Genomic DNA, 22045 nt, shown 5'->3' on the forward strand with positions numbered 1-22045 from the left:
AAAAGCAATAGATTACTTAGAAAGTAATAGATAGTTAATTTAATAACCCTCTAAAAGTAGAAGATCCGCAAACTACTTTTAGAGGGTTATTCATTAGAAAAAATAGTTAAAAATTGCTCGTTCAATTTTGTGAACTAGTAGTTATTAATTAGCGAATTAACATATATTCTATTAAGTCGCTTTTTTTAGAATATAAATTTGGGAAGTGTTAGAATGACATCCACTAAAGTTATTAAGCCATTCTCATCGAACTGGTATGTCTTACTTTCGTTTGCTGCACTTGCTGGAATTAGTCAAATGCTTTGGTTAAATTTTGCACCTCTAATTTCATATTTAAAATCGCATTATGACGTTTCAGAGTCAGATATTAATTGGTTGTTAATTGTATTTCCATTAATTTATATCGTATTTTCTATCCATTCAGGTAAAGTAATTGATCGAGCTGGATATCGATTTAGTATTTTACTAGGTGGCATTTTCATGTCCGTTTTTTCTACTATTAGAATTTTTGATTCAAGCTTCTCATTTTTACTAATTGGTCAAATAGGCATTGCGATTGGCCAACCTTATATTTTAAATGCAATATCAAGTTTAGTAGTTGATTGGTTTCCTAAAAATAAACAAGCTACCGCCACTGGCATCGGCACGGTCGGAATGTTCGTGGGGATGGCAGTTGCCTTAGCAGGGACACCGCTTCTTGTAGATCTTTTTGAATTCCAGTCCACATTAGTCATTATGGCAATTTTAACAATTCTTGCAACACTCGTCTTTTACTTCATCGGTCACCATAATTCAGATTTCAACCGAAATTCCAGTACTTCAAGAAGTTTTAGTACTACATTTAAATTATTGAAAAATAAGAATCTTTTACTACTAAACATTGTTTCCTTTCTAGGTTTAGGGGTCTTTAATGGACTAACATCCTGGCTTGAACAAATCTTAAAACCGTACGGAATTTCATCAGAACAAGCCGGAATGATAGGAGGAACTCTAATAGTCGGCGGTATTATTGGTTCAATTGTTATCCCGCTGTTTTCAGATAAATTTGGTAAAAGAAAGCCCTTCTTATTAGTCACGATCATCGGCTCCCTGTTATTAATCTATCCTGTTTGTACTTCAGGTAATTTTACTTTTCTAATTGTAATCGGCAGTTTCCTTGGCTTCATATTTTTACCAGCCTTTGCTTTACTATTGTCTGCTACGGGAGAACTAGTTGGTGAAAAATTATCTGGTGAAGCAACAAGTCTACTATTAATGGCAGGGAATTTAGGTGCTGTAATTGTAATTGGGGCGATGCAGTTAATTAAAGGCGAGCAGTCAACGTGGAATCATTCAGTTAATTTCATGCTAATTTTAATGTTTATTGGATTTTTCCTAATGATTTTATTTAATGAAAGAGATTGTTTGGTAGTTGATAACAAGAAAAATGGTAACGAACAAAAGTAAAAAAAAGCATTGGAATCCATAAATTCCAATGCTTTTTTTATTATAAAGTTATGACTTAAATTCTATCTTCTCCAAGTATAACCCACCCGGATCTGCAAGATTACTCACTTGAGCACGATCCTTTAATTCAATTATTTTCGATATATTTTCAGCTTGTAATCTACCTGCTCCAACTTCAATTAGTGTTCCTACGATTTTTCTTACCATATTGTATAGGAAACCATTTCCGCTAATTCTTATTTGAATAAATCCGTCTATCTTTTCAAAATCAATCGAGTAGATTTCTCGTACCATCGACTTCTTTTTAGATTTGGCATTTGAGAATGCTGTAAAATCATGTTCACCTAAAAAGTACTTGGCTGCAGCCTTCATTTTTTTAAGATCTAGTTTCTCTTCTACATGCATACTGTATTTACGCATAAATGGATTCGAATATTCCTCATTCCAAATTTTATATATATACGTTTTTGCACTAGTATTATATCTTGAATGGAAACGGTCAGATTCAATCGAAACTTCCTTTATACTAATATCTCTAGGTAAATAACGATTTAAATAACTTATAATTTCTATTTCAGGCATGTTCTCTTTTATTTTAAAATTAGCAACCTGTTCAAATGCATGTACACCCGCATCTGTTCGACTACTTCCAATAATTTCAACTTCTCTTCCTACCATTTCTGATATTACATTCTCGATTTTACCTTGAATTGTATTTTCACCATTACCAAGCCTTTGCCAGCCTTTATAACGGCCCCCATCATATTGAATGACTAATTTATAATTGTTCATCTCTTACTCCTTTATCTAACACGATGTATGTACTATTTTCCTACTTCCTGCTCTTAACACTTTACCACTTTTTTATTACATATCCTATTTTTAGCCCATTCAAGCTAAGTTCATAACTTGTTTTACTTTTTCACAAACTACTTTAAGACTATATAATAGAAATGAGACAATTTACATTATACTAATAGTAACAATTTTGAGGGAGTTTGACATGGTACTTGATGAGTTGGCATTAAAGATCATTAATGAAGTTAGAAAGTTAATACAAGAAGATATCATTATTATTAATACAGATGGCATCATTATAGCAAGTACAGACCCAGCACGAACTGGCACATTTCATGAAGGTTCATTAATTGCAATTAATGAACGAAAAACGTTCACGATCACATCTGATGATGAAAATCGTTTAAGCGGTGTGAAGGCTGGAATTAATCTTCCTATTTATTTTCAAAATGAAATAGTCGGAGTAATTGGGATTACAGGAAATCCCGAGCAGATTTCCCCTTTTGGAGAAATGCTTCGTAGGATGACAGAATTATTAATTAGAGAAAACTATTATACAGATCAAATTGATTTGCAACAAAGAACGTTAGAAGCATTTGTATTTGATTGGATACAAGATATTGAGTGGGATGATTATTTTTATGAACGTTCTACTATGCTAAATATTGATTTAAATTATATTAGGCAGGTTATTATTTTTGAATGGGAAAATACCAATAAGATCCCAATCGATACAAGACAACTAATAATTGATTTAGCCAATCGAAATAAGGATGACGTATTTGTTCGTTGGGGCAATAATCGAATTGTATTTTTGATGAAAGTTGACGATACGAATAAAGATATTCATAAACTACAAAGAATGCATGATTTATATGAGATCATAAAAAGTCGATTAAACTCACCCATTGCTGCAGGCGTTGGGCAACAAATCACTCCAAAACAATTACATCAATCATATCATCAAGCGGATCGAGCATTAAAAGTTGCATTAAAAACAAGTTCAATTATTTTTGATGAAGATTTAACAATTGATTTAATTCTGCAGGAACTTTCACAAGAGATTAAGAAATCATTTATAGAGCGGACAATTGCACCTTTATTAAGTGAAGAGGATTTATTTATTACAATTAAAGAGTATTTAAATCAAAATCAATCGCTTAAAAATACCGCACAATCTTTACATATTCATATAAACACACTTCTGTATCGCCTAGGTAAAATTACTGAATTAACGAAATTGAATCCTAAAGATATCCAAGATTTGGTTAAATTGTATATTGGAACATACCTACTAGATGATTCTACAAAAAAACACCGTTAAATGGTGTTTTTTCTGTATGTTCCTCTATAGTAAATTCATCTATTAACTCTTTATACTTGAATTAAGATAATGGGGGGAATTTATTTATGATTACAAATGACATTGCACAAAGTTTTATAGCAATTGTTGGGAAAGAAAATTATGATGATTCAAAAGTGGAGAGACTCGTATATTCCTACGATGCTACACCAAATTTGCAAGCTCTTCCGGATGCAGTCATTAGTCCTCGTTCTACTAAAGAAGTATCCGAAATCGTTAAAATCTGTAACGAAAACCATATTCCAATTGTTCCTAGAGGCTCTGGAACGAATTTATGCGGTGGTACTTGTCCAACAGATGGCGGTATCGTTATCTTATTTAAACACTTAAACAATATTCTTGAGATAGATGAAGAAAACTTAACAATTACAGTTCAGCCTGGTGTAGTGACTCTTGATATGATCAATACAATCGAAGAAAAAGGTTTATTTTATCCACCAGATCCAAGCTCAATGAAAATTTCTACAATTGGCGGAAATATTAATGAAAATTCAGGTGGCTTACGTGGATTAAAATATGGTGTAACACGTGATTATGTAATCGCACTTGAAATCGTATTAGCAAACGGAGACATTATTCGAACTGGTGGAAAGCTAGCAAAAGATGTTGCAGGATATGATTTTACTCGTTTATTTGTTGGTTCTGAAGGAACTTTAGGTATTATTACCGAGGCTACATTAAAGCTGATTCCAATGCCAGAAACGAAAAAAACAATGCTTGCATTATATGATAGCTTGGAAGATGCAGCCAAAACGGTTTCTAAAATTATCGCTAATAAAATTATTCCTACTTCCCTTGAATTTATGGATCAACCTACTTTAGAAGTAGTTGAAAACTTTGCGCAGATTGGGCTACCGACCGATGTAAAAGCTGTCTTATTAATTGAACAAGATGGTCCCAGTGAAGTTGTAAACAGAGATATCGAATTAATAAAATCAATTTGCCAGCAAGAAAAATGTATTTCAGTTAGCGTAGCTAAGTCCGAAGAAGAAGCAGTAGCACTACGTACGGCTAGACGCTCTGCTCTTTCAGCTCTTGCACAATTAAGACCAACAACAATTTTAGAGGATGCAACTGTCCCTCGTTCTAAAATTGCTGAAATGGTCTCTGCAATTAATGTGATTGCTGAAAAACATAATGTAAAAATTTGTACATTCGGCCATGCAGGCGATGGAAATCTACACCCTACTTGTCCTACGGATGCTCGTGATCATGAAGAAATGGAACGCGTTGAAATGGCATTTGCAGAGATATTTGAAAAAGCAATTGAACTAGGTGGTACGATAACAGGTGAACACGGTGTTGGAATCGTAAAAGCTCCTTATCTTGAATTAAAGCTTGGTAAAGAAGGCATTAACGCAATGCTCGCTGTTAAATCAGCTTTAGATCCGAATCATATTATGAACCCAGGCAAAGTCTTTGCAAAAGACAGTCGTAAAAGAATGGTGGTGTCAAAATGACAACACTTCAAGAACAACAAGCGATCGGTCAACAATTTAAAGAGCGTATGAACGAAGACGAGCTTTTAAACTGTATGCGATGCGGTTTTTGTTTACCGAGCTGTCCAACTTATATTGAATCAGATCAAAAAGAATCACACTCACCACGTGGTCGCATCGCTTTAATGAAAGCCGTAACGGATGGATTAATTGAACCGGATGAAGATGTGGAACGTACACTTGAGCTTTGTCTTGGATGTCGTGCATGTGAACCTGTTTGCCCTTCTGGGGTGAAATATGGTCATCTACTAGAGGAAGCTAGAGATATTATTGCTCAACACAAAAAACATTCACTTCCTGCACGAGCTGTTCGTAAAGTTGTATTTAAAGAACTTTTTCCGCATCAAAAACGTATGAGACTTGCAGTTGGTTTATTAGGTTTATATCAACGAACAGGCCTTCAAGTCGTAGCAAGAAAAGCTGGAATTATGAAGTTGATCCCAAACAATTTATCTGCAATGGAAAAGGTTTTACCAAAGGTCCCGACTATGAAACAAATGAAGTCACGCCCTGACTATTTGCCACCATTAAAAGAAAAAGTAAAGAAAGTTGCATTTTTCTCTGGATGTTTAATGGATACCATGTTCTTAGAAACAAACAATGCAACGATGAAGCTTTTACAATTAGCTGGTTGTGAAATTGTCATTCCAAAAGACCAGGCTTGTTGTGGTGCATTACATGGTCATAGTGGTGAAAAGTCGATTGCGAAAGATATGGCAAAGAAAAACATCGAGGCCTTCGAAAATCTCGGAGTAGATTATATCATTACAAATGCAGCAGGCTGTGGTGGTTTCCTAATTGACTATGATCATCTTCTTAAAGATGATCCGAATTGGAAAGATCGCGCTCTAGCATTTAAAAATAAACTAAAAGATATATCAGAAATTCTAGTAGAAGTTGAGTTTCATAATAAAGTAAAATTAAGTTTACCGGAACAAATTATTACGTATCAGGATTCATGCCATTTAAGAAATGTCATGAAAACCGCCTCTGCCCCAAGAACATTATTGAAGTCAATTCAAAATGTATACTATCACGAAATGAAAGATGCAGATCGTTGCTGCGGCTCGGCTGGTATTTATAATATCGTCGAATCCGAAATGTCGATGCAAATACTAGATTACAAGATGAAGCAAGCAACAAAAACACAAGCTACTACAATTGTAACTGCTAACCCTGGATGCTTATTACAAATGAAGCTAGGTGTAGATCGAGAGAATCAATCAGAACATGTGGAAGTCGTACACATAGTTGATTTACTTTTAAAAGCTGCTGAATATAAAGCAAATTAATGTAAAAAAGCACAAGGAGATTAATTTTCCTTGTGTTTTTTTACTAACCTACTAAGTGACTCTATACTTTTAAAGGGCAAAGGAATACATCCTTGGCGCCCATGTAAATATTAATGTTTTACAACTGTATATGTTGCAGCAGCACTAGTATTTCCTGCTTTATCTTTTGCAGTTACAGAAATAACTGTTCCTTTTTTCTGTGCTTTGATACTAACTGAATAAACTCCACTAGAGTTAGTTGTTGCAGATCCTAACACTGTAGTACCTTTCTTAACTGTCACAAGTGAACCTTTTTCAGCTTTTCCAGTAACTTTTAAATCATTATCATCTACTTTATTAATTGTTGGTTTCCCTGGAGGAATTACATCAACGACAGTTACAGTAGTCCCTACGCTTGTATTTCCTGCGGCATCTTTAGCAGTTACCGTTAATTTTGTACCAGCCGCTTGAACTGCGATTTTCGCTGAAAACGTTCCAGTAGATGTAGCCTTTACAGTCACTAGTATTGTTGTACCTCTTTTAATCGTAACAGAAGAATTCGCTTCTGCTTTACCTGTTACCACTACATCGTTATTATCAACTCTGTTAACAGTTGGTTTTGCAGGCGCAATTACGTCTACAACTTTTGTTGTAGCAGCTACACTAATATTACCAGTTGAATCTTTAGCATAAACACTTAAAGTAACTCCAGCTTTTTGAACTGGAATCTTAACTGAATAAGTTCCAGTAGATGTCGCTTTTGCACTTCCTAATACCGTACTACCGTTTTTAACCGTTACAGTGGAATTAGCTTCAGCCTTTCCAGTTACAACTACATCATTGTTATCAACTTTGTTTATAGCCGGTTTAGTTGGTGCTACATTGTCCTCAAAACCAGTCGCGATCACATATAGGTCATCTTCTGTATTATTGTCAATGTCTTGATCTTCATCATTATCGTAAACTTCTATATAATATGTACCAGCTTTTGCCTGATATACTTGGTATTCAGTCCCGTCTTCTTCCCAGTTATCTAAATATTGTAATCTATTACTTTCAACATAATCTTTTTCCCAAGCTGAAAATGATAGATCAATATTAGTAGAGTTAGTATCCCCAGCTACATATAATAGTCCATCATTTGGTACGACTACTTTATGTAAATCATAATCATAATACTCATCTGTAGATAGTAACTGGCCAATTAACGGTTTTTGGAATGAAGTATTATCTGCATTTGCAAACTCTTCATTTGGCTCTATCTCAAAAATAAAGTCATCGTCTGAACTTGTAGAATTACTCATAGTACCCATTTTATTAAAGTTTTTTACTGAAAAGGACTGTGAGTATTTACTTTCTTTTCCAAGCTGGTAAAACGTATGAAAATCGAGAACTTCTTTTTGAAGAGTGTTTTTAACCTGACTTTCAATCATATTCTTTGAACGATCGTACCCATTTCCTTCAGCCTTAACTGTCCCTATTGATAATGGTGAAGCTAATAAACCTAAAGTTGCTAAAGATAAAATTCCCTTTTTCATCATAATATTCATTCCCCTTTGTATTTCGTTCGTTATAGTGAACCTCTTATTAGTATCCTTTAATAATTAACCAAGCGCAATAAAAATTTCACCTTATACTAATAAAACTTTTTGCCCGCTAAACAATGCTTAAGTTTAATTTGATTTGATCACATAATCACCCTTCTAGTAGTATCAAAACTTGTTGTGATTATATCTAACCAATTCATTTCTGATATCACCTCCCCTAGTGAATGGATTACACCAACCACAATAGCATGTTCGTTTTTTCTTCCTTCCCGAACAGTTCCCCAACCCTCCTCTATGTTTTTGATGTTAATCATATTCTACCTACATACCCTTTCATTTTTTTGAATACCAAACTGATCATCAAATCAACTCTCTTAAAAATAGAATCTGTTAAACTAAAATATTGATTTTTGTGTACTAAAAAAGACTGTTTAACTGATAATATCCTCTTATTGAGAAACAGGAAAAAGCCTATCCCTTATAATGGATAGGTATTTTACAAATATTGATTAGAATTAAAAAATGTCCTTATTTTTTACAATTACTTTATACTTTGTAATTAGTTATTTTTGTTAATGTACAAGTAGTTGAAGTGTCTTCCATTGAGCCTTGTTGTAAATGTTCAAATTCCATTATTAACATTTCCTATTATTATTACGTTCTTCTGTGCATCTTAGGTAATTAGCACATTTCTCTTTGAAACACTTAGTTACTGTTCCTGGTTTAAGTTGATCTTTAAACTTCTCATAGCAGTAACATACTTCATCGTCCTGTTTAGGCGCATTCTTTCGACCAAAGACCATTGGTCCGATATCAGTAGGTTTTAAGTCTATTATTCTGTTATCTTCTTTGTACTTATCTAAACACGACTTACATATACAAGATCTTCTTACCTCTTCTGGTGATATCTGATTAAAAATCTCTCTTGGGAAATACTCATCATTACACCAACAAGTCTTCCCACTTGAGCACTTATTCTCATTACCACACATGGGACAGAGCTTAATTGCCATTAAATAACCTCCTCAATAACTGGTTAACAAAAGGAATTACCTTTTAATTCTATTCAATCATTTTATTGGTTTACTAAATTTATCCATTTAATTATATCACTCCTTATTAAACTAAACTCCCATATAATTGAATAAGAAATTCAACAATCTAATTTAATAGAGCTTAAAAATAAAAACACAAGGAACTTTAATTTCCTTGTGCTTTTTCTTAAATTACCTAACCCTGTATTATCCTTAACTATGAACTATTTACTTTTTTAATGAAGAAATAGCTGTTCTTGTTTGATCGATATACTGAATTGTTTGATCGTATTCTTGTGTCGCGACAGCCATAAATAAAATATCGATGACATGAAGTTGAGCCATCCTAGATGAGGTGGCCCCACTTCGAAATGTTGCTTCCCTATGTGGAGAATTGAATAATTTAATGTCCGCCAGGTTTGATACAGAATTGGATCCGAAGCCAGTGATACTAATAGTGTTCACGCCGTTTTCCTTGGCAATTTGAAGAGCTTTTTGAACTTCTAGCGTTTCGCCAGAAAATGAAATTCCTACTAAGACATCATTCTCCTCATGGTTCGCTATTTGAACAGCTAACAAATGCAAATCAGTAAATGCAGAGGTGTATTTTTTTATACGTAAGAACTTTTGCTGTGCGTCTAAGGCGACTACCATTGACCCACCTACACCGAAGAAATATATATTTCTCGCTTTTGTTAAAGCTTGAACAGCTTCTTCTAAATCACTCACATTAATAATATCGCTAGTATCTTTGATGGCCTGGATATTGTTATTCATCATCTTTTTAATAATGGAAGTAGTTGATTCCCCTAAATTGATATCTCTTGATCCTACTTCCGTTGTCGTAATGATATCACCTGCAATTCGTAGCTTAAGCTCTTGAAAACCTTTTAGACCAAGTGAACGACATAATCGAATAATTGCAGAGTTGCTTGTTTGGCTTTTTTCTGCAAGTTCAAAAACTGTATATTGAATCGACTTTTCTGGGTTTTCAATTATATATTTTGCTGCTCTTCTTTCAGATGGTGGAAGTTTATACAGCATTTCGTTTAACATGATTAAACCGCCATTTAATGCATTCATTTAATCTACTCAACTCTCTCTTTATTTGTAAAAAACGAAGAATTTGGAAATTTCCAACCGACATTTTCCCTCTTTTAATCGGATTCGAAATATGACTATATACAAATTATAAAATATTAGAGATAAAATCTGAATTATATTTTAATATGAAATAAAAGGCGACAGTCTAGTAGTACTAGTTGCCGCCCTCTAATTAATTTTTTACTACCTTGCTAATAAAACCACTAGCTTTATTCAAACTGATCATTGCTTCATCGTAATTCATTCCGGTTAAAATCATAACGATTGCTACTTTCGTTTGATTATTCGCTTTCAGTAAGTAATTACTTGCCGTTTCATAATCACAGCCAGTAGCTTCAACTATTATTCTTTTTGCTCGATCAATTAGTTTACTATTTGTTAATTGCAGGTCTACCATTAGATTTTTATATACTTTTCCAATTCCAATCATTGAAGCTGTCGAAATCATATTACATATTAACTTTTGAGATGTTCCAGCTTTTAATCGGGTAGAGCCTGTTAACACTTCAGGACCATTATCTACTTCAATTTTTTGGAGGGCAACCTCTCCAATTTTTGAACCTTTATTACACGCTATCGCTACAGTTTTTGCACCAATCTCGTTGGCATACTTTAAAGCACCTATTACATAAGGCGTCCGACCTGATGCTGCAATACCGATCACGATATCATTTTTTGTAAGGGATATTCGTAATAAGTCTTCCTTACCAAGCTCTTCGCTATCTTCAGCACCTTCAACAGCTTTAATAAAGGCCCTCTCTCCACCTGCAATTAATCCAATTACTTCACTAGGATTCGTTCCAAATGTAGGTGGACATTCAACTGCATCAAGCAGACCAATTCGTCCGCTTGTACCGGCACCTGTATAAATTAAACGTCCTCCGTTTTGAAATGCTTCAACAACAAGCTGAACTACATTTGAAATCATCGGAATTTGTTCCCTAACTGCTAGAGCCACCTTTTGGTCCTCTTCGTTCATTATATTTAAAAACTCATCGACGCTTAGTTGATCTAAGTTACTCGTACGATTGTTTCTAATTTCGGTTGTTAAGTTTTCTAACACAATTACACCTCAATCATAAGGCAGGATTTTTTACTCTTTTGTAATTCCTGCTCTTCCTGTTTTTACTGCACTTAATTATTCCTTACGTGAATTAACTTCTTTCATAGCTAATAGATATCCTCCGTAGGTCGAAGAGATTTCGTCCGTGTAAAATGTTACTGTAGGATAGTGCTCATGAATTGTTTGAATAAACGTTTTCTGAACGACTGGAATTCGATTTAGAATACTTCCTTTTATTGCAACTCGTGGCTCTTCTCGAAGATTTAATTTTTTTATGGCTTGAATGGTCATTTTCCCAAGAAGTTGACCAGCTCTTTCTAGAACTGATAAGGCCATTAAATCCCCTAAGTTGGCCATTTCAACGATAAATGGAACATGTGAAGCAATCTCAGCTTTTGTATTGTGATAAATATATTTTTTAAGTTCTTCTGCTTCTTTTAACTGCAATTTTTCCAGCATTTTCAAAGATAAATAACTTAATGGAACACCTTCATCAAATTCCTGTGTAATCTTTTTAAAGATCTCCAGGCAAATCCAATATCCACTTCCCTCATCCCCTAGAAGATGTCCCCAACCGCCTGCCGTAACAGTCAATTCTTTATGCATTCCGATACAAATTGAACCCGTACCAGCGATTGTTAATACACCACTTTGTCCATTTAGTAATGCTGCATGTGCAATTTGTGCATCATTAACAATTTTAAAAGGGATACAAAAAGCATCATTTAGTGCCTTTTCTAACGGACCTCGATCTTTCACTCCACCAATTCCAGCAATTCCTAAAAATAAGAACAGGCAATTCTCTTTTGATAAAGGGCTCAAGCAATTTTCAATTGCTTCTATAATGTGATTAATTCCATCTACTTCATTGATTAGTAAATTACTAAAACCAGAATAACCTTGACTAATAATTTCTCCATCTAAATTATAAGCAATAGCCTCTGACTTCGTTCCTCCACCATCAAGACCTATAACATATTTCACTAAAACTGCTCCCTACCATCTTTCGTCTATTCTATTACTATATGAATCGATTATTTCTCGGCTAATTTTTTATGTAAACGAATGATATGCTCTATAAGCTTTTGCTCACTCATTGCAGTCATTAAATGATCTTGGGCATGAATCATTAATAGAGACTTTTCACATGGCTGACCATTTAATTCAGCTTGTATTAAAGTCGTTTGTGTTTTATGTGCATGACCAATTTCTTGGTGGGACTCTTCGATTAAGCGATCTGCTGTTTCAAAATCATTTTTTTCTGCAGCCTCTAATGCTTCGTAAGCTAGTGATCTTGCATTCCCACCGTGTGATATAATTTCAAAAATTTCTTGTTCGTTAGTCATCATCATATTCATACTCCTTAATTTTTGATTTTTATTTATCCTTATTGAATTACCAATTCTTCTTTATAAAATAATGGTAAGTATTCTTTATGCGCATCTAAAAGTGCATCTAGTACTTCCTTTGCAACTTCATCACTCGGAACTAAAGGATTAATCGTTAGTGCTAATAATGCTTTCTCATAAGATCCAGTAACAGCCGCCTCAGCTCCAACCCGTTCAAATGATTTAATCTGCTGAACTAATCCATTTATTTGAGGTGGTAATTCACCTACTGATATCGGAATTGGCCCTTGCTTTGTAACTAAACAATTTACCTCTACAGCTGATTCATTTGGAATCCCTTGTATGGAACCATTATTTTGAACGTTTAATACTTGGATATCCTTTTTATCGTTATAAATAGATGTAATTAAGCTACAAGCGGCATCACTGTAATAAGCTCCACCTCGTTTTTCAAGCTGAGGCGGTTTAATTGCTAAATTCTCATCTTTATATAATTCAAATAAATCATCTTCCAGTTTCTTAACGACCTCTGCCCGAGTAGTGCCTGTTTTAAAAGATTCTAATTCTTCATCTAATATATGTTTCGTTTTGTAATAGTAACGATGGTATGGACAAGGAAGTACACCTAATGACATAAGAAATTCTTTTTGCCATGGTAATGGTGCGATATTTTTCATTGTCATTTGTATTTCCGGATTCGCTAATAACGCTAATACATGTTCAGTCACTTCTTTTCCTTCAACATAAACATGAAGTCCATAAACCATATGATTTAATCCAGCAAAATCAATATGTACACGACTTAGATCCACTTCTAATAATTTAGCAATCGTCATTGTCATATTAATTGGTACATTACAAACTCCAATCACCTTTTTATGTTTACTATATCGAAGTAATGCTTCTGTAACCATTCCAGCAGGATTTGTAAAGTTAATTAACCATGCATCAGGACAAAGTTGTTGCATTTCTTCAGCAATTTCAAGTAATACAGGTATGGTTCTTAGACCTTTAAATAGACCACCTGCACCATTCGTTTCTTGACCAATCATACCGAATTGTAAAGGGATACGTTCATCTTTTATTCGTGCCTCTAGTAAGCCTACCCGCATTTGAGTCGTTACAAAATCAGCATCCTTTAGCGCTAATTTTCGGTCTAACGTTAAATGAATTTCCATTGGAACTCCAGCTTCTTTTACCATTCGTTTAGCTAAATTACCAACAATCTCTAACTTTTCCTTCCCTGCTTCTATATCAACTAACCATAAATCACTTACAGGTAGCTCGTCATATCTTTTAATAAAGCCCTCCACTAATTCTGGAGTATAACTAGAGCCACCGCCTATTGATACGATTTTAATTCCTCTTTTTTTATTCATCTAAAACACACCTTCATTTCATATTTTTTCTTATGAATTGAATACAACAAGATAACTAGTCACTGTGCAGAAAATTAATAATGTAATAAATAAAATTAAAGCTTGTTTCTTATTCTTAAACTTACCTTCAATAAATACAATCACGCCTGTAAGTCCTACACTCAAACCAATACTATTTGTAATAAATACAGCAAGATCTCTAGTCATTCCAAAAAGGAGTAGAACAGGATTAAAGATAAGATTAAACGCAAGAATAAATACAAAAAATGCAAATGCACCTTTATAACTAAAAAAATGGAGATTCTTTGTAGTGTTCATGTTAATCTTCCTTTCTTGATTACTTGATAATAAATAAAGGAAGCTGGGATTAATAATCCCAAACTCCCTTTACTATGAATTTATAAAGATACTTTTACACCATTATCAATTTCAACTGTAGATTCTTGAGCTAACAATTTTTTATCATACATTTTGAAGAATGGTAAATAAATAACAACAGATATTGCTAGATTGATTACTACTAGGATAATAGCTCTCCAATCTCCACCAGTTGATAAATATGCACCTATTGGAGCAGGTAAAGTCCACGGAACCATTACATATGTTGGATTAACTAATCCTCCTGCTGTTGCAAGGTAAGAAATTGTTGCACCAATTATTGGAACGATCATAAATGGAATAATTAATACAGGGTTTAATACAATCGGCATACCGAAAATTACCGGCTCATTAATGTTAAAAATACTTGGGATAATTGCTGTTCTTCCAAGAGCCTTTGAATAACTTGATTTTCCGGCAATTAACATTGCAATTACTAAACCTAATGTTGCTCCCGAACCACCAATCCAAATAAACCACTGGAAGAAAGTTTCAGGAGCAATATGTGGTAACTGGCTCCCAACTTTACCAGCTGCAACAGCTGCAGAGTTATTAGCTAAATAAACTTCCCAAACAGGTCGTGCAACTGCACCAACTACTGATACCCCATGGATACCAAATGCCCAGAAAAATGTGATTAAGAATACAGGGACTAATACACCTGGTAATGAATCACCCGCGCTAATTAGTGGAGCTACAGCTTTGTCTACAAGTGAATGTGTATCAATCTTAAATACAACTGTAATTAAAGTCATTACTGTTAAAACAACCGTTACAGGAATAAGTGCTTCAAAAGAACGTGCGACAGAACTTGGCACTGAATCAGGCATTTTAATCGTAATATTTTTCGTTTTACATAAACGTAATACTTCAACTGCAAAAATAGAAGTAATCATCCCTACGAAAAGACCATGGCCACCCATGTTTGCCATCGGTAATACAAATCCCACTTTATCAATCATTTGAACCCCAGTTGTAAATAAAAACGCGGAACCCGATAATAATGCGCCAGAAAGCGGATCTAGTTTATAGCTTTGAGACAAGCTATATCCAATCCCAAAAGTAATATACAGGGTCATTATGTACATTGTAAGACGGTACGGAATTAAAATATCCGCAGCGTGTTTTGCTGCCCACACTCCTACCGCAGAATCTGCAGGCACTGGAGGAAAGGCAATAATTAAGAACAAGCTTCCAAATATGATAAAAGGTAAAGCTGAAACTACACCATCACGAATAGCGCGTAAATGTTTTTGTTCAGATAGTTTTGCCATTGGTGTTGATAAATTGTTTTCCAAAAATGAAATAAACTTATCCATTTGTTCTTCTCCTTTGATTATTAAATTATTAAACTACTTAACTAGTTCTTGAACTAATTTTAATAACGTTGGCCCTCCAAGTGGACTATAAGCTTGAGGTGGAATGACAGCACAAGGTACATTCGCTTCATCAGATGAAGCTTTAAAACCATCAAATCGATGTCTTACTTGTGGTGCAACCATTGCTACATCCCACCCATTCTTAACTTCTTCAGCAAACTCTTGAGTCCCTACTGCTAAAACATCTAGACTTAATCCGTTTTTTTCTCCCTCTTTTTTCAGAGCGTTTACTACAATCGCACTTGACATACCGCCTGCACATACAAATAATACCTTCATACTCTTATCCTCCTAGTTTGAGTTTGATAATATAAAAGATTCAAAAAACTGGAAACGTTTTCTATGAGGCAATTATATTCTTAATAAAATAAAATTTCAATTATTTTTACAAAAAAATGAAATAAAATTTTAAAAAGATGTAAAAAAAATTTCACATCTTCTTAAATAATGTTTATTTAGTTTTCCTTAAACTGAAACTTACTCCAAGGATGTAAGAAATCGAGTAGGAAGATTTCTTCCTCTGCAATGCGTCCAACCACATTCGTTTTCCCTGAATTCTCCATATCCTGTAGTGCTATTTGCAATTCCCCTTTATATTGACCATATAATTCATTTTCTATTAAAATATCGCCTCTACGAATATGTGGAGTATAAGTTGGTTTAAACTCTTCATCTCTATATTTCACGCGAGACTGAGTGGAACGAATTAAGTAATCTGATACGTCGCCTCGGTAAAAATGAAACTCATCTAAAACAATCTTTTTCTCTAAATCTGTAATTGAATCATGTAAATCAATATTTAGTGTAAATAAGTCTTTACCATTCTGATTTAGCTCCGCAAGTTGTTTGAACTCTTCTTCAGATGCATAAGCATTTGCGATAATCACATCATCAATTAAGTCTGAATAAAATAAATGTTTCGCTTGGGTTACGACTGATAAATTACGGTGCATCTCTAAAGTGCAAAGACCTTCTGATACAGGCCAAGGTCCATATGATGCAGCTTGTGAATTAATAAATGCTGCTGTACGAATACCATGCCTTTTAAACTCTTCACTGCATTTAACGAAATGCGAATAGCTTAAGCCTGCATAACGATGGGGATAAAAATTATGGGATCCGATTAAATTAGAATGATTTGGCTTATAGGCTAATATATTTTCTAGATATTTCGTAGCATTACTCATGTTAATTTCAATTTTTAACCCATATGGATTATAAGTCATAATGGACTCTTCATTCCCAGTAAATCCCATATCAAGTCTAATTCCATATGCTCCTAAATCAGCAAAAAATGATAAATCATTATATGAAATATTTAATGTACCAAATACTCGAGGGGCAATATCAACAATGACTTCCATCTCTAAACTATTTGCATAATCAACTATTTCTTTGAACTCTTTTATTATCTGTTCCTTCTCACCATTTACTGATAATAAACATGTAAAGATTCGTTTAAAACCATATTGATGAGCTAATTTAATATAAGCCTTATCTTTTTCAACAGTTGAGTGCTCTGGATAAATTGAAATTCCTAATTTTTTCACGATGAATCCTCCTAATATGGTATTGGTGTAATATTTCCTAAAACAACTAACCGATTTGCCTTTGTTGCTCCAGGTACATTACTTGGTAAACCATTTAAAGTTTCATTTGCTAAAATCGCAAAGGCAATTGCTTCTTTTGCGTCCGAAGAAAAACCAATATCTTCTTGAACTAATACTTTTGAATCCACACCTAATAATTCTTGAAGCATACGTAGTAGCGTTTTATTATGACTACCTCCGCCACCTACAATTACTTCATCAATCGGATGGTCTGGTAAAATAAACTTTTTATAATTTTCAGCGATCGATTTTGCAGTAAACATCGTCATTGTAGTCACTAAATCAATCGGTGAAATATCACTAAACTCTTCCAATATTTCATCAACAAACTGTGTACCAAATAACTCTCTTCCTGTTGTTTTAGGTATAGGTGCTAAAATATAAGGAATACTCATGCATCTTTCTAGTAATCTCTCATTTACATTACCTTTAGCAGCTAAATCACCATTAGCATCATATGGCACGTTAAAATAACGCTTACAAATTTCATCAATAATCATATTACCTGGACCTGTATCAAAGGCTACCAAATCATCGATTGTAGAATTCCTTGGAATGATCGTAACATTACCAATCCCACCAATGTTTTGTAGTAAACGCGTTTTAGTTTTACTTTTATAAAGTAATAGCTCAGAATGTGGAACTAAAGGCGCACCATACCCACCAGCTGCCATATCCATCACACGAAAATTGGAAACAACTTTCGTGTTTGTTTCATATGCAATAACCGCTGGCTCTCCTAACTGCAATGTAGATTGAATGAATTTCCCATGAGCTTCAGGCTGGTGATAAATCGTTTGACCATGCGACCCAATAAACTCAAGTTGATCTAGCGAAAATTCATTTTTACTACAAATTTGTTTTACTGCATCTGCAAAAGCATAGCCAAGCTTAAAGTTTAAACTACATAAATGCTGAGCGTTTGAAGAAACTAGTGTAATCGCATCTTGAATTTCTTTTAATAAACCTTCCTCAAGAGGAACTGTCATAAAATCAATTAATCTTACTTCTGTCTCAGGTCCACATCCAGTGATTTCTACTAAAGCTGCATCGATTCCATCTAAAGATGTACCCGACATTAATCCAACTGCATATCCCAATTCATTCACTCCTTCATATTTTTATTAATAATACCTTAAAACAGAATTTCAATTTTGTAAAAGAAAAGAGTGAAAGTTTATTTAGAATTTTTCAAAAAGTAATGGTTAATTTTTTTAAGAAATTAGTGAATAGAAAGAGATTTTTGTGGACTGATTTAGTCGCTGCACATCCCCCATGACTAATTTCATATCTAGAACCCTATAATGAATTATTACTCATTTCAGCCTCTCCCACAAAAATAATACTTAATAAAAAACCCAAATAAAATATTTTCTAAAAACACATTCATTACTTTGATAAATAGGCATAATTCTCTTGTACAAATCAGTAACTAGTAAAAAAGTATTGAATGAACAACAGAATAATTATACAATTCTTTACATAATCAAACAAAGACTCTATCTAACAATAAGGAGAATCTAAGATGAAGCATTTAGAAACACAAATAGATGAATTAGCAGATCAATATTTTACGAGACTAATAGAAATCCGTAGACATTTGCATATGTATCCTGAATTAAGTAATCAAGAATTTTTAACAACGAATTTTATCAATCAGGAATTAGAAAAAGCTAATATCAAAAAAATTCAGTTGAATAGTCAAACAGGAACTGCAGCCGAGATCAGTGGTAATTCAGGGCCGATTATTGCACTCCGAGCTGATATTGATGCACTTCCAATTCAAGAAGAATCTGATTTACCGTTTCGTTCAGTTATTGATGGAATCGCCCATATGTGTGGACATGATGTTCATACTACTATTGCACTCGGAGTTGGATTTATTTTACAAGAATTAAAACACCAGATTCCTGGTACAGTTCGATTGATCTTTCAACCCGCTGAGGAATCTGAAGGTGGTGCAGAGCAAATGATCGCTGAAGGATTACTTAACGATGTAAAAGCTATTATCGGACTTCACAATGTGCCAGATCTTCCAGTTGGTACGATTGGAATTAAAGAAGGCTTCCTAATGGCAAGTGTAGATGATTTTTCTATTAAGATTAAAGGGAAAGGCGGTCACGCAGCACTTCCTGAAAAAGCAATTGATCCGATTGTGATTGGCAGTGCTGTTGTTAACCTTATACAAACTCTAGTTAGCAGAACAATTTCTCCAAAAGATTCTGCTGTCATAACTGTTGGATCGTTTCAGGCTGGGAATACAAATAATGTAATCCCTGAATTTGCAGTTTTAAAAGGCACAGTTCGAACTTCAAATGAAACAATTCGAAAGCAAATTCAAGAAAAATTTCAAACACTAGTTCAAAATCTTGTACACTCACTTGGTGGTGAAGTCGAAATAGATTATCAAGTATTACTGCCCGCAGTATTTAACGATTCGAAAGTAACATCAGTAGTACGAGAAGCAGCAATCTCAACAGTCGGATTAGAACATGTTGTGACTGCTGAATCGACAATGGGCGGAGAAGATTTTTCATTCTATCAACAAAAAGTACCTGGTTCTTATATTTGGTTAGGCTCTGGAAATAAAGAAAAAAATATAACCTATGGATGGCATCACCCCAAATTTATGGTCGATGAAGATGCAATAAAAATTGGTGTAAAACTAATGGCCCGATCAGTATTAAAACTATTAACGGATACAACTATTGGTAAATAATAGACAAAAAAGTGAAATCATTGATTAAACAATGTTTTCACTTTTTTTGTTTTTCATCTATAGGTTTAATTGTATTTAAAATAACTATGAGATAGGTCTAATGGATTAGTCGTTTTTCCTGAAAATAAACATTCCAAACATAAATGCGATAAATGTAATGAAACCAGCAACTATACCGGCAATATAACGATTTTCGTAATGAATATAATTCTCTAATATTGTAATGATAATCGCAGAAAGGGCAGAACCAAAAAAAGCTTGAGAAATAGTCATTTTTCCTTTTAAATATTTTTTCATAAACTTTCTCCCTCTTAAAATTGCTAGTATATTATTCTATTTAATTGATGGATAAACCTTTTTTATTAAAGCTATACAGCCATTTTGACCAGTTAAATTCAAAGGAATAAACTTAAGATACTCCAATCTACCCACTACCTTTTCTGACACTTCCTGCAATATTTTAGGACATTCATTAATATAATTACCTTGTAGAGTTTATAGGGGGGATTATATGCCGGATTTTGTACAAACTGCCAATTTTGAGCATTCGTTTTGGTTACATGTGTTAAGGGATCATTCTCAATTTATATTGGATGCTTTGCCGTCTAAGCAAGAGGAAGAAATTAAGATTGCACAGTCATTTTACGTAATTTTTAATAATTTATTTACTAGGGTAAATAACAATGAAAATATAAACGAAATTACAATTCAAGCAGAAAAAAGCGCTTTAGCACTACGCGATTTTAAACTTTCACTGCTAACGAAACATATTACTGACGCTAATTTTACGATTTACTTAACACCTACATTTTTAAACCATATGGTTAATGAATTGGAAGAATATTTATTAGTACTATCCTACTTAAAACAAAATCAAACCCCACCTGTCTTCAATGAACTTCATCATCATTTATTATGGGTGCTAGATGCAGCAGGTCATGCAGATGCCATTTATACGAATCTCGATGGTACAGAAAAAATGCTAAGAAAGAAAAGTCATGAATTCACAAAGCATTTTGAACACTTCTATCTAAAAGCAGTAGAACTGACCGGATATTTACGTACAAAGCTAAGCACATTTCCTGCATTAAGAAGAATGAATCAAGACGTAAAATTAGAAATTCAGCTATTTCAAATATTTCTAAAAGAAATTGAAGAATTAGATATCTCAAGCCAAATGTTGAGTAACTTTTCCGCTTTAATGGCAGATCATATGTACAGAGAAGAAATGTATTTCTTAAAAAAATTAGAAGAATCTTCATCCATGAATAATTAAATTTATGAAAAATAAAGCACTCTATTAACACGTAATATGATGTGTTAAATAGAGTGCTCTTTTACTTTAATAAAACTATTGTTTTATTGATATCCAGTTATTTTTAATTACTTTTATGACTGCATTTAAACGATCTGGAACGTCTAATTTCATCAAAATATTGGCGACATGATTTTTGACTGTTTTATTCGAAATAAATAATTCCTTACCAATTTGGATATTCGAAAATCCTTTTACTAAAAGGTGAAGAATTTCGTATTCTCTATTTGTCAGTAGCTCTTTTATATATGAATCATTGGGCGGCATAAAATGGATTGAATTATCCTTAAGAAACTTGTATTCTTTTATCAATTCATTCGTAAAGCGATTGTCTACCATGAATTGTCCACCCTGCACTAGCTTAACAGTATTCACTAAATATGCCTCGTCAACATCTGTTAAACAAATACCTTTTACTCCTACATTCAATAAACGATCTATTTCATAAAAGTCTAAAGAGTTTTTAATGGTAATAATCTTCGAAGAATCATCATGTAACATAATGCTTCTTGCATACTTTACCATTTCTTCTCCCGAAACTTGAGTTATAAGAATTGAATTACTTACTTCCTGGAAAGAAAAACTATCTTCTAAATTAATTTTAATAGCATTTATTCGATTAAATTCTAATATTGTACGAATACCCGCAACGAAAAGCGAATTTTCAACAAAAATAACAGTATTATTATTTCTTGGATGATTTGGAACTAATTTTGCTAACATTACTGCCACCACCTCCAATTTGCAAATTTTTTATAGCAATATTTGTATTGTACATATTTGAATTGATT

The 22045-nt window shown here is 33.5% G+C and carries 21 protein-coding genes; 6 read left to right on the forward strand and 15 right to left on the reverse strand.

Features of this window, described 5'->3' with window-relative positions; genetic code table 11:
- Positions 1 to 213: 213 nt before the first annotated feature.
- Positions 214 to 1446 carry an MFS transporter gene (locus CN514_RS00005; RefSeq protein ID WP_098230746.1) on the forward strand — a complete coding sequence of 411 codons (1233 nt, stop codon included), beginning with the start codon at positions 214 to 216 and terminating at the stop codon, positions 1444 to 1446.
- 48 nt (positions 1447 to 1494) lie between these two features.
- On the opposite strand, the gene truA is transcribed toward CN514_RS00005, so the two are convergent.
- A complete protein-coding gene (truA, locus tag CN514_RS00010; protein WP_098230747.1) occupies positions 1495 to 2238 on the reverse strand; it encodes a tRNA pseudouridine(38-40) synthase TruA in 744 nt (247 codons plus the stop codon).
- A gap of 211 nt (positions 2239 to 2449) precedes the next feature.
- Here truA and CN514_RS00015 point away from each other — a divergent pair, with 211 nt between their 5' ends.
- The 3 genes from CN514_RS00015 to CN514_RS00025 all read left to right on the forward strand — a co-directional run bounded on the left by CN514_RS00015 (position 2450) and on the right by CN514_RS00025 (position 6398).
- Positions 2450 to 3568 (forward strand): CdaR family transcriptional regulator, encoded by a 1119-nt coding sequence (locus tag CN514_RS00015; RefSeq protein ID WP_098230748.1) that lies wholly within the window; start codon positions 2450 to 2452, stop codon positions 3566 to 3568.
- An 86-nt stretch (positions 3569 to 3654) separates the two neighbouring features.
- On the forward strand, positions 3655 to 5067 hold the full coding sequence (gene glcD, locus CN514_RS00020) for a glycolate oxidase subunit GlcD (protein WP_098230750.1): 1413 nt from the start codon (positions 3655 to 3657) through the stop codon (positions 5065 to 5067).
- The gene (locus tag CN514_RS00025) at positions 5064 to 6398 is read left to right on the forward strand and encodes a (Fe-S)-binding protein (protein ID WP_098230752.1); all 1335 of its coding nucleotides are present in this window, start codon (positions 5064 to 5066) and stop codon (positions 6396 to 6398) included. The genes glcD and CN514_RS00025 overlap by 4 nt, the downstream gene beginning before the upstream one ends.
- A gap of 110 nt (positions 6399 to 6508) precedes the next feature.
- Here CN514_RS00025 and CN514_RS00030 read toward each other — a convergent pair whose 3' ends face one another.
- The 12 genes from CN514_RS00030 to anmK form a co-directional block, all read right to left on the reverse strand.
- Positions 6509 to 7918: an Ig-like domain-containing protein gene (locus tag CN514_RS00030; protein ID WP_098230753.1), complete on the reverse strand. Its 1410-nt coding sequence runs from the start codon at positions 7916 to 7918 to the stop codon at positions 6509 to 6511.
- Positions 7919 to 8559: 641 nt separating this feature from the next.
- Positions 8560 to 8937 (reverse strand): cysteine-rich CWC family protein, encoded by a 378-nt coding sequence (locus CN514_RS00035; protein ID WP_098230755.1) that lies wholly within the window; start codon positions 8935 to 8937, stop codon positions 8560 to 8562.
- Positions 8938 to 9186: 249 nt separating this feature from the next.
- A complete protein-coding gene (locus CN514_RS00040; RefSeq protein ID WP_176525730.1) occupies positions 9187 to 10041 on the reverse strand; it encodes a MurR/RpiR family transcriptional regulator in 855 nt (284 codons plus the stop codon).
- Positions 10042 to 10234: 193 nt separating this feature from the next.
- The gene (gene murQ, locus CN514_RS00045; protein WP_098230757.1) at positions 10235 to 11125 is read right to left on the reverse strand and encodes an N-acetylmuramic acid 6-phosphate etherase; all 891 of its coding nucleotides are present in this window, start codon (positions 11123 to 11125) and stop codon (positions 10235 to 10237) included.
- 75 nt (positions 11126 to 11200) lie between these two features.
- Complete coding sequence (locus CN514_RS00050) at positions 11201 to 12109, reverse strand: BadF/BadG/BcrA/BcrD ATPase family protein (protein ID WP_098230759.1); 909 nt, start codon at positions 12107 to 12109, stop codon at positions 11201 to 11203.
- 50 nt (positions 12110 to 12159) lie between these two features.
- Positions 12160 to 12477, reverse strand: a complete 318-nt coding sequence (locus tag CN514_RS00055) for a PTS lactose/cellobiose transporter subunit IIA (RefSeq protein WP_056468190.1) — start codon at positions 12475 to 12477, stop codon at positions 12160 to 12162.
- 35 nt (positions 12478 to 12512) lie between these two features.
- A complete protein-coding gene (locus CN514_RS00060) occupies positions 12513 to 13853 on the reverse strand; it encodes a 6-phospho-beta-glucosidase (RefSeq protein WP_098230760.1) in 1341 nt (446 codons plus the stop codon).
- A 30-nt stretch (positions 13854 to 13883) separates the two neighbouring features.
- Positions 13884 to 14171, reverse strand: a complete 288-nt coding sequence (locus CN514_RS00065; RefSeq protein ID WP_098230762.1) for a hypothetical protein — start codon at positions 14169 to 14171, stop codon at positions 13884 to 13886.
- Positions 14172 to 14251: 80 nt separating this feature from the next.
- Complete coding sequence (locus CN514_RS00070) at positions 14252 to 15550, reverse strand: PTS sugar transporter subunit IIC (protein ID WP_098230764.1); 1299 nt, start codon at positions 15548 to 15550, stop codon at positions 14252 to 14254.
- A 33-nt stretch (positions 15551 to 15583) separates the two neighbouring features.
- Positions 15584 to 15889 carry a PTS sugar transporter subunit IIB gene (locus tag CN514_RS00075; protein ID WP_098230765.1) on the reverse strand — a complete coding sequence of 102 codons (306 nt, stop codon included), beginning with the start codon at positions 15887 to 15889 and terminating at the stop codon, positions 15584 to 15586.
- Between the two features lie 176 nt (positions 15890 to 16065).
- Positions 16066 to 17160 carry a DUF871 domain-containing protein gene (locus tag CN514_RS00080; protein WP_098230767.1) on the reverse strand — a complete coding sequence of 365 codons (1095 nt, stop codon included), beginning with the start codon at positions 17158 to 17160 and terminating at the stop codon, positions 16066 to 16068.
- Positions 17161 to 17171: 11 nt separating this feature from the next.
- Positions 17172 to 18320: an anhydro-N-acetylmuramic acid kinase AnmK gene (anmK, locus tag CN514_RS00085; RefSeq protein ID WP_098230768.1), complete on the reverse strand. Its 1149-nt coding sequence runs from the start codon at positions 18318 to 18320 to the stop codon at positions 17172 to 17174.
- Between the two features lie 425 nt (positions 18321 to 18745).
- On the opposite strand from anmK, the gene CN514_RS00090 reads away from it, so the two are divergent.
- The gene (locus CN514_RS00090; RefSeq protein ID WP_098230770.1) at positions 18746 to 19939 is read left to right on the forward strand and encodes a M20 metallopeptidase family protein; all 1194 of its coding nucleotides are present in this window, start codon (positions 18746 to 18748) and stop codon (positions 19937 to 19939) included.
- Positions 19940 to 20044: 105 nt separating this feature from the next.
- Here CN514_RS00090 and CN514_RS00095 read toward each other — a convergent pair whose 3' ends face one another.
- Positions 20045 to 20236 (reverse strand): hypothetical protein, encoded by a 192-nt coding sequence (locus CN514_RS00095; RefSeq protein ID WP_098230772.1) that lies wholly within the window; start codon positions 20234 to 20236, stop codon positions 20045 to 20047.
- Positions 20237 to 20450: 214 nt separating this feature from the next.
- On the opposite strand from CN514_RS00095, the gene CN514_RS00100 reads away from it, so the two are divergent.
- Positions 20451 to 21215, forward strand: a complete 765-nt coding sequence (locus CN514_RS00100) for a DUF2935 domain-containing protein (protein WP_098230773.1) — start codon at positions 20451 to 20453, stop codon at positions 21213 to 21215.
- A 75-nt stretch (positions 21216 to 21290) separates the two neighbouring features.
- Here the strand turns inward: CN514_RS00100 and CN514_RS00105 are convergent, their stop codons facing one another.
- Complete coding sequence (locus CN514_RS00105) at positions 21291 to 21977, reverse strand: response regulator transcription factor (RefSeq protein ID WP_098230774.1); 687 nt, start codon at positions 21975 to 21977, stop codon at positions 21291 to 21293.
- Positions 21978 to 22045: the final 68 nt, after the last annotated feature.

The organism is Bacillus sp. AFS001701 (assembly GCF_002559405.1).
Classification (GTDB): Bacteria; Bacillota; Bacilli; order Bacillales; family Bacillaceae_G; genus Gottfriedia.

Excerpts from the sequence above, each read along its gene's own strand:
- CN514_RS00005 (WP_098230746.1), top strand. The coding sequence starts at position 214 with ATGACATCCACTAAAGTTATTAAGCCATTCTCATCGAACTGGTATGTC.
- truA (WP_098230747.1), bottom strand. The coding sequence starts at position 2,238 with ATGAACAATTATAAATTAGTCATTCAATATGATGGGGGCCGTTATAAA.
- CN514_RS00015 (WP_098230748.1), top strand. The coding sequence starts at position 2,450 with ATGGTACTTGATGAGTTGGCATTAAAGATCATTAATGAAGTTAGAAAG.
- glcD (WP_098230750.1), top strand. The coding sequence starts at position 3,655 with ATGATTACAAATGACATTGCACAAAGTTTTATAGCAATTGTTGGGAAA.
- CN514_RS00025 (WP_098230752.1), top strand. The coding sequence starts at position 5,064 with ATGACAACACTTCAAGAACAACAAGCGATCGGTCAACAATTTAAAGAG.
- CN514_RS00030 (WP_098230753.1), bottom strand. The coding sequence starts at position 7,918 with ATGATGAAAAAGGGAATTTTATCTTTAGCAACTTTAGGTTTATTAGCT.
- CN514_RS00035 (WP_098230755.1), bottom strand. The coding sequence starts at position 8,937 with ATGGCAATTAAGCTCTGTCCCATGTGTGGTAATGAGAATAAGTGCTCA.
- CN514_RS00040 (WP_176525730.1), bottom strand. The coding sequence starts at position 10,041 with ATGAATGCATTAAATGGCGGTTTAATCATGTTAAACGAAATGCTGTAT.
- CN514_RS00055 (WP_056468190.1), bottom strand. The coding sequence starts at position 12,477 with ATGATGATGACTAACGAACAAGAAATTTTTGAAATTATATCACACGGT.
- CN514_RS00060 (WP_098230760.1), bottom strand. The coding sequence starts at position 13,853 with ATGAATAAAAAAAGAGGAATTAAAATCGTATCAATAGGCGGTGGCTCT.
- CN514_RS00065 (WP_098230762.1), bottom strand. The coding sequence starts at position 14,171 with ATGAACACTACAAAGAATCTCCATTTTTTTAGTTATAAAGGTGCATTT.
- CN514_RS00070 (WP_098230764.1), bottom strand. The coding sequence starts at position 15,550 with ATGGATAAGTTTATTTCATTTTTGGAAAACAATTTATCAACACCAATG.
- CN514_RS00075 (WP_098230765.1), bottom strand. The coding sequence starts at position 15,889 with ATGAAGGTATTATTTGTATGTGCAGGCGGTATGTCAAGTGCGATTGTA.
- CN514_RS00090 (WP_098230770.1), top strand. The coding sequence starts at position 18,746 with ATGAAGCATTTAGAAACACAAATAGATGAATTAGCAGATCAATATTTT.
- CN514_RS00095 (WP_098230772.1), bottom strand. The coding sequence starts at position 20,236 with ATGAAAAAATATTTAAAAGGAAAAATGACTATTTCTCAAGCTTTTTTT.
- CN514_RS00100 (WP_098230773.1), top strand. The coding sequence starts at position 20,451 with ATGCCGGATTTTGTACAAACTGCCAATTTTGAGCATTCGTTTTGGTTA.
- CN514_RS00105 (WP_098230774.1), bottom strand. The coding sequence starts at position 21,977 with ATGTTAGCAAAATTAGTTCCAAATCATCCAAGAAATAATAATACTGTT.